11 protein-coding genes are annotated in these 12,888 nt (G+C 69.8%); 6 read left to right on the forward strand and 5 right to left on the reverse strand.

Annotated features, from left to right (window positions below):
- Positions 1–45 precede the first annotated feature (45 nt).
- Positions 46–1,215, reverse strand: coding sequence for a non-hydrolyzing UDP-N-acetylglucosamine 2-epimerase (wecB, locus tag IG98_RS0123635; RefSeq protein ID WP_030916092.1), 1,170 nt, complete (start codon positions 1,213–1,215; stop codon positions 46–48).
- A 49-nt stretch (positions 1,216–1,264) separates the two neighbouring features.
- Complete coding sequence (locus IG98_RS45195; protein ID WP_169750167.1) at positions 1,265–1,789, reverse strand: hypothetical protein; 525 nt, start codon at positions 1,787–1,789, stop codon at positions 1,265–1,267.
- Between IG98_RS45195 and IG98_RS0123650 the strand changes: the two genes are divergently transcribed.
- The 5 genes from IG98_RS0123650 (at position 1,773) to IG98_RS0123670 (ending at position 8,392) form a co-directional block, all read left to right on the forward strand.
- Complete coding sequence (locus IG98_RS0123650; RefSeq protein ID WP_245651679.1) at positions 1,773–3,323, forward strand: glycosyltransferase family 4 protein; 1,551 nt, start codon at positions 1,773–1,775, stop codon at positions 3,321–3,323. The two genes, IG98_RS45195 and IG98_RS0123650, sit on opposite strands and share 17 nt — an antisense overlap.
- Before the next feature lie 129 nt (positions 3,324–3,452).
- Entirely contained in the window at positions 3,453–4,718 is a 1,266-nt protein-coding gene (locus IG98_RS0123655; RefSeq protein WP_030916103.1) for a nucleotide sugar dehydrogenase, read from the forward strand.
- Positions 4,719–4,737: 19 nt separating this feature from the next.
- Entirely contained in the window at positions 4,738–5,826 is a 1,089-nt protein-coding gene (locus IG98_RS0123660; RefSeq protein WP_030916105.1) for a glycosyltransferase, read from the forward strand.
- Positions 5,827–5,886: 60 nt separating this feature from the next.
- Entirely contained in the window at positions 5,887–7,704 is a 1,818-nt protein-coding gene (locus IG98_RS0123665) for a DUF4434 domain-containing protein (RefSeq protein WP_030916107.1), read from the forward strand.
- Between the two features lie 19 nt (positions 7,705–7,723).
- Positions 7,724–8,392: an NUDIX hydrolase gene (locus IG98_RS0123670; RefSeq protein WP_030916110.1), complete on the forward strand. Its 669-nt coding sequence runs from the start codon at positions 7,724–7,726 to the stop codon at positions 8,390–8,392.
- Positions 8,393–8,476: 84 nt separating this feature from the next.
- Here IG98_RS0123670 and IG98_RS0123675 read toward each other — a convergent pair whose 3' ends face one another.
- Positions 8,477–9,139, reverse strand: coding sequence for a Uma2 family endonuclease (locus tag IG98_RS0123675; RefSeq protein ID WP_084195589.1), 663 nt, complete (start codon positions 9,137–9,139; stop codon positions 8,477–8,479).
- Positions 9,140–9,201: 62 nt separating this feature from the next.
- Here IG98_RS0123675 and hisC point away from each other — a divergent pair, with 62 nt between their 5' ends.
- The gene (gene hisC, locus IG98_RS0123680; protein ID WP_030916116.1) at positions 9,202–10,263 is read left to right on the forward strand and encodes a histidinol-phosphate transaminase; all 1,062 of its coding nucleotides are present in this window, start codon (positions 9,202–9,204) and stop codon (positions 10,261–10,263) included.
- Positions 10,264–10,305: 42 nt separating this feature from the next.
- Here the strand turns inward: hisC and IG98_RS0123685 are convergent, their stop codons facing one another.
- A complete protein-coding gene (locus IG98_RS0123685) occupies positions 10,306–11,247 on the reverse strand; it encodes an EamA family transporter (RefSeq protein WP_030916127.1) in 942 nt (313 codons plus the stop codon).
- A gap of 176 nt (positions 11,248–11,423) precedes the next feature.
- Positions 11,424–12,713 (reverse strand): GTP cyclohydrolase IIa, encoded by a 1,290-nt coding sequence (locus IG98_RS0123690; RefSeq protein WP_084195590.1) that lies wholly within the window; start codon positions 12,711–12,713, stop codon positions 11,424–11,426.
- Positions 12,714–12,888: the final 175 nt, after the last annotated feature.

A 12,888-nucleotide genomic window follows, 5' to 3' on the forward strand; every position in this document is an offset into this window, starting at 1 on the left:
GGGGTCGTGCCAGGCTACGGCCTAAGCCGTGCCGAAATAGCCGTTTTAAAGTGATTTGGGCGGTACGGATTGCCCGGCCGGGGAGAGGTTGCCGCCGCGCAGCCAGCTCTCGATCACCCGGGCGATCCGGGGACCGGCCTTGCCGTCCCAGAGCGGGGGCAGCTCGCCGGAAGGCGTCGCCGCGCCGTCCGCCAGTGCCAGGTCGGCGGCGGCGGGCAGCTGCGCGGGGGTGACCAGCCGGTTGGTGCCGTGCGTGATGGTGATCGGCCGCTCGGTGTTGGGCCGCACGGTGAGGCAGGGAACGCCCAGCATGGTCGTCTCCTCCTGCACGCCGCCGGAGTCGGTGACGACCAGCGTCGCGCCCCGCACCAGCGACAGGAAGTCCACATAACCCAGCGGATCGACGATGCGCAGGTTCTCGGTGTCCACCAGCCCGGCCTCGGCCAGGCGGGTCCGGCCGCGCGGGTGCAGCGGCACCACGACCGGGAGGCGCTCGCTCACCGAGAGCACCGCCTCGACCAGTTCCTTGGCGGAGGCGGGGTCGTCGACGTTGCCGGGACGGTGCAGGGTGGCCACCCCGTACCGCTCGGGAAGGCCGAGCCGGGAGCGGATCGGGGCCGGGTCGAGGTGGTCAAGCGCGGAGAACAAACTGTCGATCATCGGGTTGCCGACGAGGTGCACCCGGGCCGGGTCGACACCCTCGGCGGCCAGGTAGGAGAGCGCGTCGGGAGAGGTGGCGAAGAGGATGTCGGACAGCGCGTCGGTGACGACCCGGTTGACCTCCTCCGGCATCTCCCGGTCGAAGGAGCGCAGACCCGCCTCCACGTGCGCGGTCGGCACGTGGAGCTTGGCGCACACCAGGATCGCGGCCAGCGTCGAGTTCACGTCGCCATAGACGACGACCAGCGCCGGCCGCTGCTCAAGCACCACGTCCTCAAGGCCGACGAGCAGCGCCGCCGTCTGGCGGGCGTGCGAGCCGGAACCGACGGCCAGGTTGGCGATCGGCTCGGGGAGGCCGAGGTCGGCGAAGAACACGTCCGACATGAGCGCGTCGTAGTGCTGGCCGGTGTGGATGATGCCCTGCCGCACGCCCAGTTCGGCGAGCGCACGCACCACCGGAGCGGCCTTCACGAAGTTGGGCCGCGCGCCGAGCACGTGCAGGACAAGGGGATTATCGGGGCCCTGAGAAGCGCCCGGACCGGCAAAGTCCCTCATTGACCTCGCCTTTCATGCGGCAGTGGGGCAAACCTTGCCTATGGTACGGTCACCGCGTGGTATCCGATGCCAACAGGCCAGACTCCCCCTCGGTTCCCGCGAAGGTTCCCGCGAAGCCCTCGGCTCCCGCGAAACCCTCGGTGCCGGCGACACCCGCCACATCGGTGACGCCTCCGGCCGCCGGGACCTCCTCCGCTCCGGCCGCCGCGCCGGACGCGGAGCCGGTGGCGACCTCGGGCACGGCGACGACCCCGGAGACGGAAACGCTGTCCGGGCCGGAGACGACCTCGGCCGTGGAGCTGCCTCCGGCCGTGGAGGTGCCCACGGAGCCCGCCCCGCCGCCGAGTGCGGAGACGCCCCCGGTCGTGGAGACGCTTCCCGGTTCGGACACGCCCCAGGCGTCGGCGACGCTCCCCGCTCCGGCGACGCCCCCGGACGGAGGGAAGGCCCATGCGGGGCCGGTGTCACAGGCTCCGATGTCGGCGAAGTCGGCCAGGGCCGGCCTGCGCGGGCTGATCAGGGGTTTCGTCCAGCATCCGGTGATCGTCTCCCGGGTCGTGGCGACAAAGGTCAAGTCCGACCCGGTACGCGTGGCGCAGGCAGCGGCCGAGACGCTCCCGTCGAGCGTCCGTCCCATCGTGGGCCGGTTCGCCTGGCCCGTCGCGCGGCGCGCCAAGATCGTCGTCCGCAAGCTCGGCATGCGCATGGTGAAGGGCCCGTGGACCGAGGCGAAGGAGCACTTCGACGCCGGCCGGATGAGCGAGGCCGCCTCGGTGCTCCAGGCCCACACCCGCTACCCCTTCATCAAGCGCCGGGCCGCCTACTACGCCGGGGAACTGGCCTCGATCCAGCCGAACCCGATCCCGCCCAAGGCGAAGGTGATCGTGGGTGAGCGGTTCCACGGCCGGGTGCTGCACTGCGTGACCAACGCACTGCCGTACACGCAGGCCGGATACACGGTTCGCACGCACCGCATCGTCACCTCGCAGAAGGCCGCCGGGCTGGATCCGCACGTCGTGACCAGCTGGGGTTGGCCGATGATGCAGGGCCACGCCGACGCGACGCCGTACGAGGAGATCGACGGAATTCCCTACCACCGGCTGCTGCCGAGCGGCGAGGTGCCCTTCGAGAGCCAGGGGCGGATGATCCGTGGCGCCGGAGAGGTCACCGAGCTGGTCAGGACCCTGCGTCCGCAGGTGCTGCACGCCGCGACCGACCACCGCAACGGCTCGGTGGCGCTGGCGGTGCGCGAGCGGACCGGCACGCCGCTGGTCTACGAGGTCCGGGGCTTCCTGGAGGAGACCTGGGCCTCCCGCGACCCCAAGCGCATCGGCAGCCAGCGGCACGTGCTCCAGCGCGACCGCGAGGCGTTCATCATGCGCTCCGCCGACGCGGTGGTCACGCTCGCCGAGACCATGGCAACCGAGATCGTCGAGCGCGGGGTGCCGAGAGAAAAGATCTACCTGGCGCCGAACGCGGTGGACGACTCGCTGCTCAGCGCCGAGTACGACGGTGCGGCGTTCCGCGCCGCCTACGGTATCGAGCCCGGCGACATCGTCATGGGTTCGGTGTCGAGCATCGTGGCCTACGAGGGTTTCGCCACCATGATCAACGCCGCCGCGCTGCTGCGGGACGAGGGCGCGCCGGTCAAGATGCTGCTCGTCGGCGACGGCGTGGAGCGGGCGGCACTGCTGGAGCAGGTCGAGGAACTGGGGCTCGGCGACATCGCCATCATGCCGGGACGGGTCGGTCCCGACGAGGCGCTGCAGGCCCAGTCGGCGATCGACATCTTCGTCTGTCCCCGAGAGGACCTGCGCGTCTGCCGGCTTGTCACGCCGTTGAAACCGGTCGAGGCGATGGCTCTCGGCAAACCGGTCGTGCTGAGCGATCTGCCCGCCCTGTCGGAGCTCGTGGGTTCCGACGGCGCCGGGCTTCTGGTGCCGGCGGGAGACCCCGAGGCACTGGCCAAGGCGATCGCCGGACTGCGTGACGATCCGGGACGAAGGGCCGAGATGGGTGAGGCTGGACGGGCAGAGGTGGCCGCGAAGCGTACGTGGAGCCGCATCGCGGAGACGTACCGTGATATTTACCGATCGATTGCTGGTTAATGACCTTGTCATGGCACCGGGGATACCTGCCGTTTGTGATGCGTTCAATCGCATTAGGCGTAGCTCGTTCGGACTTGAGATAGCCTTTGCGACCATGAAGTGTTGTTTCCGGCGTTCCAAGGTCATCCAGTGACTGCCTACGACCTGGCCATCATCGGTCTGGGCTACGTCGGCATGCCCCTGGCCAAGGAGGCCACGGCAGCCGGTCTGCGGGTCATCGGCTTCGAGGTCGACCCCGGCAAGATCGCTGCTCTCAACGCGGGCAGGTCCTACATCGACGACCTGACCGACGCCGACCTTGAGCACATGCTGGCGGGAGGATTCACCGCCACCGGGGACGAGTCCGTGCTGGCCGACAGCCGGACCATCGTCATCTGCGTGCCGACCCCGCTCGACGAGGACCACCGCCCCGACCTGTCCGCGGTCGAGGGCGCCACCGGCACCGTCGCACGTAACCTCCGCGCGGGCTCGCTGGTGGTCCTGGAGTCCACCACCTGGCCCGGCACCACCGACGAGGTCGCCCGTCCCATCCTGGAGGAGGGCTCCGGCCTCACCGCGGGCACCGACTTCCACCTCGCCTTCTCGCCTGAGCGCATCGACCCGGGCAACCCCAAGTACGGCCTGCGTAACACCCCGAAGGTCGTCGGCGGCTACACCTCCGCCTGCAAGGACCGCGCGGTCGGGTTCTACTCCCAGTTCATCGAGCAGGTCGTGCCGGTCAGCGGCACCCGCGAGGCCGAGATGGCCAAGCTCCTGGAGAACACCTACCGCCACGTCAACATCGCCCTCGTCAACGAGATGGCGATCTTCTGCGACGAGCTGGGCGTCGACCTCTGGGAGTCGATCGAGGCCGCCGCCACCAAGCCGTTCGGCTTCCAGAAGTTCCTCCCCGGGCCAGGTGTCGGCGGTCACTGCATCCCCGTCGACCCGTCCTACCTCTCCTACACGGTGCGCAAGCTGGGCTATCCGTTCCGCTTCGTCGAGCTGGCCCAGGAGATCAACGAGCGGATGCCGTCGTACGTGGTGGCCCGCGTGCAGCGCCTGCTCAACCGGCACAGGAAGCCGGTCAACGGCTCCAAGGTGCTGTTGCTCGGTGTCACGTACAAACCCGACATCGCCGACGAGCGCGAGACCCCGGCCCTGCCGGTCGCGCGGGCGTTGCGGGAGCTGGGCGCGGACCTGGTCTTCACCGACCCGTACGTCAAGGACTGGCGGGTCGACGGAGTCCAGGTGCCGCGCGAGGAAGACCTCGCCAAGGGAGTCGTCGAAGCCGACGTGACGCTGTTGCTCCAGCAACACGCCGCCTTCGACCTGTCGATTATCGAGGACCAAGGCAAGCTCGTGCTCGACACCCGAGGCGTGCTCGCCGAGGGTGAACGCGTCGAGCGGCTCTAGCGACGAAGGGCTGCGCGCAGTGCACGTGCTCGTCATGACCGTGGTGCATCATCCCGAGGACGCCCGGATCCTGCACCGGCAGATCCGCGCGCTCGTGGACGCCGGTCATGAGGTCACGTACGCGGCCCCGTACACGGCGCGGGGCGTCATGGCCCGATCCTGGGTGAACGGTATCGACCTTCCGCGTGCCGCCGAGCGCAAGCGGCTGTCGGCGGTGCGCGCGGCGCGCAAGGTCTTCAAGCGGATGCGCGGGCAGGTGGACCTGGTGGTCATCCATGACCCCGAGCTGCTGCTCGCGGTGGTGGGAGTGCGCAAGCGGCCCCCGGTGGTCTGGGACGTGCACGAGGACACTCCGGCGACGCTGTCGCTGAAGCCCTGGCTGCCGGCGTTCCTCCGCCCGCCGGTGCGCTTCATGGCCCGCCTGCTCGAAGGCACCGCCGAGCGACACCTGCACCTGCTGCTGGCCGAGACCGCCTACGCCGGACGGTTCCGCCAGACCCACCTGGTGGTGCCCAACGAGACCTGGGTACCCGACGAGGTGACGCCGCCGGGTGACGACCGCATCGTCTATCTCGGCTGGCTGTCGGAGGCGCGCGGGGTACGCGAGGCCATCGAGGTGGCCCGGCTGCTCCAGCCCTACCGGGTGGCGGTCGAGCTGATCGGCTACGCCGACCCGCAGTCGCGGCCGACGCTGAACGAGGCGGTGGCGGAGGGGGTGCTGGAGTGGCGCGACTTCATGCCCAACGACGAGGCGCTCAAGCGGCTCGACGGCGCGCTGGCCGGTCTCTCCCTGCTGCACGACGAGCCCAACTACCGGCACTCCATGCCCACGAAGATCGTGGAGTACATGGCTCACGGCATTCCGGTGATCACCACCCCCTCGCCCCGCGCGGTGGAACTGGTCGAGCGCTACGACAGCGGCATGGTCGTGCCCTGGCAGGATCCCAAGGCCGTGGCACAGGCCGTGCTCTTCCTCCGCGACGACGTCTCAGCGAGGCATGCCCAGGGCGCCCGGGGGTATGCGGCGGCCCGTGCGAACCACCACTGGCCCAACTCGGCCCGTCGTTTCGTCGCCCAGCTGGAGGCGTGGGCGGGCGTCAAGAGCTGATTTCCGGTATGACAAAGCTCCTTATGTCTGCCAGATCATAAGAACGGTAGTGTCCTGAACGTGCGCTGGCTCATCGCTTTTCTGGGCGTGGCGATCCTCGCGGGAGTGGCGGCGTTCGTGATGATCACGCCCGTCGGAGACAGCTCTCCGACCAGCGGGAGCTCGCCGCTCTCCCCCTCGCCCTCCCCTTCGGTGCCGGTGCCGGAGGCGACCGAGTTCACCGACCCGTGTGGAACGTTCGACACGGCCATGGGGGCGCCGTACGCGATCACCGGCTACTGGCTCGTCCCGACCGCCGACCACTGCACCTGGCGACGGCAGTTCGCCGCCATCCACAAGGTGGGCGGCGACACCGTGATCCGGATCGGCTGGGGCCTGCAGGCCCGCAGGGTCGACGACGACGGCCGGATCCTCGACGCCGAGGGGGAGATCGATCCCCGCTACGAGCCGTGTGAGGAGAACGGGGTGCCGTGCGTGACCGCGGCGGAGAACGACCTCAAGGCCGCCAACCCGGGCAACCGGGTGAGCTGGACGTTCGTCTACCGGACCGACGAGGCGTTCGGCTCCCAGCTCTTCCGCTGCCCCGAGTTCGAGCGGAAGATCGTCACGAGGAAGACCGTCTTCTACCGGATCGTCGCCACCGACGACGGCAGCGACGACGCGAGCTGCGAGAACATCAGGGGCAAGGGGCGCGGCTATCACGTGATCCTGGTCGCGGGCGCGCACGAGGACAGTCTCACCGAGCTGCTCGACCTCGGTGACCAGTTCGGGGTGAAGGTGTTCCCCGCGCTGCCGTTGGCCCCTCGCGACCCGGCGCAGCAGACCCGGGCCGCCAAGCAGGGCACGGACACGCTCACCACGCTCACCAGGCGCATCATGCAGGACTACGGTTCCCGCTTTCGGGACCGGAGCTCGCTGGGCGGCTTCTACCAGCCGTTCGAACTGCAGATGCGTGAGATGAAGTACACCGGGGAGTCGGACGACGACCACCCGACGCTCAGGATGTACGCCTCACAGCACGAGATCGTCGAACAGGAGATGCCGGGCAGGCCCGTCCTCGTCAGTCCCTACCTCGACGCCCGCAAACAGCGGCCGTTCAGCGCCACTCCCAGGCAGGTGGCCAGGGGCTTCGAGGCCCTTGTCCGGACGGGGGTCGGGATCATCGCGCCGCAGGACAGCCGGGGAACGGGGAAGGTCGGGCTGTTCTGGCCCGACCAGCGCGAGGAGAAGGTCGACAAGCGGCTGTGGCCGGTCGTCGGGGAGAAGACCAACGGCGACGCCTACCACGGCTCGACCCGCGACTACTACCGGGAGATGTCGATCGTCCAGACGGAGATGGCCGAGCAGGGCCGCAACGTGGAACTCTGGGCCAACGTCGAGGCATTCGAGCCGTCCGGCGAGGAGACCTGCGCGGCCGGGTACAAGAGGGGGAGCACCGACAAGGAACGGCTCGACACGGCCGTGGCGCAGGTCGGGCGCTATGTCTCCAAGGTCGTCTCCTACATGTGGAGTGACTTCTACACCTGCGGCTCACCGTCCCTCGCCGAGGAGATCGCCCGTGACTGGGACCGGCCCATCGCGGCCGACGCGGTCCGCATGCGACGCGACATCCAGGACGGCATGGAGATCCGCGGTTACAACATGCCCATGGGGTCCAAGGTCACGATCACCTGGAAGGGCCAGCAGGAGCCCCGCGTCGTCGACGTGGCCGGGGTGAACCTCACGGACATGCCCCCCGGTCTGCCGGTGCGGATGGAGACCGCGTGGATTCCGTTCGACTGGTCCCAGGTGCCCGAGGACACCTGGGTCGAGGTCTCGGTCGCCGCGGCCGACGGGCGTGCCGCCTCCGAGCCGTTGCACGTCCGGGTGAGGCTCTGACCGGTGTAACGTGCCTGCCATGGTTCCGCGCATTCCCGTCAGCGTGGACCTGGTCGTCCTCACGGTGCGTTTCCAGGCGCTGTGCGCACTCGTCTGGCGGCGCGACAAGCCGCCGTACGAGGGACGCTGGGCCCTGTCAGGCGGCTTCATCCATCTCGACGAGGATCTGCCCGCCGCGGCGGAGCGGATTCTCGCGGAGCGGGCCGGTCTGCCGGGCGCGCCCGTGCATCTGGAACAGCTCCAGACCTACGGCTACCCCGACCGTGACCCGCGCCAGCGCGTGCTGAGCGTGGCCTACCTCGGCCTGGCCCCCGACCTTCCCGCGTCCACCGAGGCGCACATGAGCTGGCAGCCGGTCTCCTCGCTACTGCGCGAGATGGCCTTCGACCACCGGCGCATCATGGTCGACGGGATCGAGCGAGCCCGGGGCAAGCTCGAATACACCCCGCTCGGCGCGGCCTTCTGCCCGCCGGAGTTCACCGTCGCCGAGCTGCGCCGGGTCTACGAGATCGTCTGGGGCCGTGCCCTCGACCCGCGCAACTTCCACCGCAAGGTCACCAAGGCCGAGGGGTTTTTGGTGCCCACCGGTGACACCACCACCCGCGACGGCGGCCGCCCCGCCAAGCTCTACCGCCGCGGGCCCGCCACGATGCTGCACCCCCCGATGCTCCGCTCCCTCAAGGACTAGGAGGCGGCGGAGCTGCTCGATCGCGTCACGGGTGCGGGCCGCGGAGGGCCGACGTGGTGAGCCGTGGACCCCGCCCGCGGCCGATCAGAGGCCGTCGATCTCCGTCAGGTCGATGTCGACGTCGAACGGGACGCTGACCTTCAACCGGTCGTGGTGGATCCCCGTGAGCGCGTAGGTCCTGGTCGCCGGGTCCAGCTCGTAGACGTAGGCGACCGGGCGGTCGTCCTTCTCCTCGATCCGCCAGAAGTGGGTGATGCCGGCCTGGGCGTAGAGGACGGGCTTGCGCTCCCGGTCGCGGATCTCCGATTCGGCGGAGACCACCTCGACGGCGAGGACGACGTCGTCAGGTTGGTAGGTGGTCTGCTTCAGCCCCTGCACGGCCTCGGCGTGGACCACCAGAATGTCCGGCTCGGGTCGTTGCCGCCTTCCAAGCGTCACCGTCATCTCCCTGCGAACGCGCAGGGCAGCCGGAACGGCTCGACGTAGCTCGCTCTCCAGGAGAAAGAGCGTAGACATGTGGAAGTTGGTCTGGGGGCTCACGAAGACGAGAGTGCCATCGATGAGTTCCGTGTGCGGAGGGATCCCTCGAAGCCGGTCGAGGTCCTCGGCTGAGAAGCCCGCTTTGGGAGGAAACACCCAGGCGGGCAGCGGCTCCAGCTCGGGCGACTCCGCTTCGGCGTCCGGTGCCTCGGCGCTCGGCCTCTCGGCCAGCGGTGCGATGCTCATGTCGTCCTTCCGGTCGGGCATGCCTCTCACCTCCAGTCTTACAGGATGATGCCTCATCCGCCCGCTGCTCATAAAGTAAGGCCATGCCTCGTTTCCGCGCGATCCTGGACACAATGCCCCCTTACCGGGCTGGCAAGGCCGTGGTGTCCGCCGACGGCCGGTCCTACAAGCTCTCCTCGAACGAATCTCCCTATGAGCCGCTGCCCTCGGTCGTCGAGGCGGTCGCCAGGGCGGCGGGCCAGATGCACCGCTATCCCGACCCGGCCGCCACCGGGCTGACCGAGGCGCTCGCCGAGCGGTTCGGCGTGCCGGCCGAGCACATCGCGCTCGGCGCGGGCTCGGTGACGGTGGCCCAGCAGCTCTTCGAGACCGTGAGCGAGCCGGGCGCCGAGGTGATCTACGCCTGGCGGTCCTTCGAGGCGTACCCGCTGCTGGCCGATCTGGCGGGGACGACCTCGGTGCGGGTCCCGCTGCTGGGCGAGGGGCACCATCTGGAGGCGATGGCCGACGCGATCACCCCGCACACTCGCATGATCTTCGTCTGCAACCCGAACAACCCCACCGGCACCGTGGTCCAGGCGGCCGAGCTGGAGGCGTTCCTCGACCGGGTTCCGCAGGACGTGCTGGTCGTGCTCGACGAGGCATACCACGAGTACGTCAGGGACGCCGGGGTCCCCGACGGGATCGGTGTCTACCGCGACCGGCCGAACGTGGCGGTGCTGCGCACCTTCTCCAAGGCGTACGGCCTGGCCGGGCTCCGGGTGGGCTATCTGATCGCCGCGGAGCCGGTGGCGTCGGCGGTCCGCAAGACGACCGTGCCGTTCGCGGTCAACCAACTCGCCCAGGTCGCCGCGATCGCCTCGCTGGCGGCCGAGGACGAGTTGCTGGAGCGGGTCGAGGCCGTGGTCAAGGAGCGCGACCGGGTCCGCGGAGCGCTCGTCGCCCAGGGCTGGACGGTGCCGGCGACCGAGGCCAACTTCGTCTGGCTCCGGCTGAACGAGCGCACGCTCGACTTCGCCGAGGCGTGCGCGGCCGAGGGCGTCGCGGTGCGGCCCTTCGCCGGCGAGGGCGTCCGTGTCTCCATCGGCGAGCCCGAGGCCAACGACACCTTCCTGGCGGTCGCGGCGGCCTTTCCGCGGGGCTGACCGCCTCACCGCGGCACACCCGCATCCGGGCGAGCCCGTGGCCTACACGGTCGCGGGCTCGGGGCCGGAGACGGGTTCCGGCTTCCTGCGACGCTCCGTGGAGACCACCAGGGCCACGCCGAGGACGATCACCAGGCCGCCCGCGATCATCGAACCGGTGACCTCCTCGCTCAGTACGAGGGCGCCCAGCATGACCGCCACGACTGGGTTGACGTAGGCGTAGGTGGAGACCAGCGAGATCGGCGCGTTGTTCAGCAGCCACACGTACGCCGTGAAGCCGACCAGCGATCCGACCATGATCAGGTAGGCGAGCGCGATCCACGACCGGGTGGAGACCTCCGCGAGGTCGAGGTGCTCGCCCAGCACGGTGGCGGTCAGGGCGAGCCCGACGCCGCCGGCGGCCATCTCGACGGCGCTCGCGGTGAAGGGGTTCGCGGGCATCGGGATGCGGGACGTCAGGAACGAGCCGACCGACCAGGACAGCGACGCCAGCAGGATGATCACGATTCCGGTGTTGTCGGCCGCGCCGCTCCCACCGGTCAGCGAGAGGACCGCCACACCGCCGAACCCGATGAGCACCCCGGCGAGCGTCAGCACCTGCGGCCGGTCCCTGAACAGGACCCTGAAGATCACGAGCCAGAGCGGTGTCGAGGCCACCAGCAGCGCCGCCAGCCCGCTGGAGATGTGCTGCTCGGCCACGGCGACCATGCCGTTGCCGCCGTTCAGCAGCAGCAGGCCGACCAGGGCGGCCCCACCGGCCTCCTTCCAGGTCATCCGGAAGGACTCGCGCCCCTTCAGCAGGCGTACCGCGACGCCGAGGACGAGCGCGGCCGTGACGAAGCGGATGGCGCCGCTGAGCAGCGGGGGCATCGTCTCGATCACGATCATGATCGCGAGGTAGGTGGATCCCCACACCACGTACACGATCGCCAGCGCCCCCCAGACGAGGAGCGTCTTACGGCTGTCAGCACTGTCATGACGCATAGCTCGTGACAATACTGGCAGGGGCCGACATCTCGCGCGCGGGGTTCGGTCCCCTCAGCCACGCTGAGATCGGCGCTCGCGGCCTGGCGGATCCTCGCCCCGCCGGGGCGGGCAGTGACCTGGGAGGTTCCGCCGTCCGGGTGCGGCGGAAGCCTCCAGGTCGAAAGGCGGAGGGCTCAGCGGGTGCCGAGCTTCTCCACGATCAGCCGGTACAACTGGCGAGGACGGCCGGGTTGCGGCGTCCGGTTCGGCGGAAGCGGCCACGCGAGTCCCTCGTCTACCAGCGTGCGCAGCAATCGCCGTGCCGTACGCGGGGTGACGCCCAGCATCTTGCCCGCGCCCTCCGCGTCCACCACCGTGTCCCCACCCTCAAGCTTGGCGGCCAGCCGGGCCAGTACCTCCACACCCTTGGGCTTCAGTGGCCCGGCGCCCTGAGGAGGCATCCTGGGAGCCGGGATCAGCGCCCTGCCCTCGCGGTCGACCGCGAAGCCCTGGGCCTGCTTGCCCGCCTGGGTGCGCGCCAGAGCGGCCCTGGCGTGCGACTCGGCGTCGTGGGTGGTACGGCCCATGCCGACGCCGACCTCGACCGCCAGGCCGAGTTCGTCGCGGACCCGCGCGGCGAACGGCAGGACCCGGAACCCCTCGGTGGCCGCGGCCACCGAGCCGCGGGTCGCGGTGACCATGTAGCTGTGATCGTCGACCGCGATGACCGACGCGTTGATCCGGTTCGCCTCCTGCACCAGCAATCGGTGCAGGGAGAGCCGGAGTTCGTCGCGCCAGTAGCGTGGCGCGGCCCGGCGGACCGGCTCGCGCAACGTGGGCACCTCCACCAGGACCACGGTGAGTTGTGACTCCTCCAGCCGGTGGTGCGCGCCGAGCAGCGCCGCCGTGTGCAGCGCCGTACGCACCGCGGCGGAGGTGGGGCGGATCCTGACCACGGGCACCCCTGCCGTCTGAAGGCGGTCGGCGACCGCGGGCAGGCAGGTGAGCGCCCCGCTCGTGCTGCCCTGGCGGGCGAGGCGTTCATGGAAGGCCGCGATCGTGCCGGTGGCGCCCGGCTCGTCGCGGCTCTGCACGTCCCCTGAGGGAAGGCTCAGATCGCTATAGGCCTCCTCGACCTCTGCTCTGCTCAGGATGTCGATGCTGACCCTGCGTGGGTCTATCCGTTCGTCCAACGCGGCCCTCGCCAGCGCGGCGATCAGCGCGGCGCCGCCGAGCTGGACATACGTCGCGGGCATCGTCAGCACCCCCGATCGCCGGGCCAGGTCGTAGGGGACCGGGCTGGCGAACAGACATGCGTCCACCCCGGCTCCCAACCGAGTGACCTTGTCCGCGGCTTCCTGCTCGTCACGGTACGCCGCCGCCACCAGGCGGCAGGGTAATGGGGCCGCCGCGTGCCCCATCAACATCACCCGTTCAACGAGGTCATGGGGGCCCACCACACCGATGGTGAGGTCTGGTGTCATGGCACCCGGGCGTGACACTCGTGGCGCTTCTTCGGCCCGCTCGACCAATGTTCGTCCCATCATGCCGTCCGTTTGTTTTCGGCTCTCTTTTGGAACGATCGCTTGTGAGGGCCGTAATGTCACGCCCGATTTGCGGCCAATTCCGGAAGCTGCTTCCGGGGTAAACCCATGACTG

Source organism: Streptosporangium amethystogenes (assembly GCF_000721075.1).
Lineage (GTDB): Bacteria > Actinomycetota > Actinomycetes > Streptosporangiales > Streptosporangiaceae > Streptosporangium > Streptosporangium amethystogenes.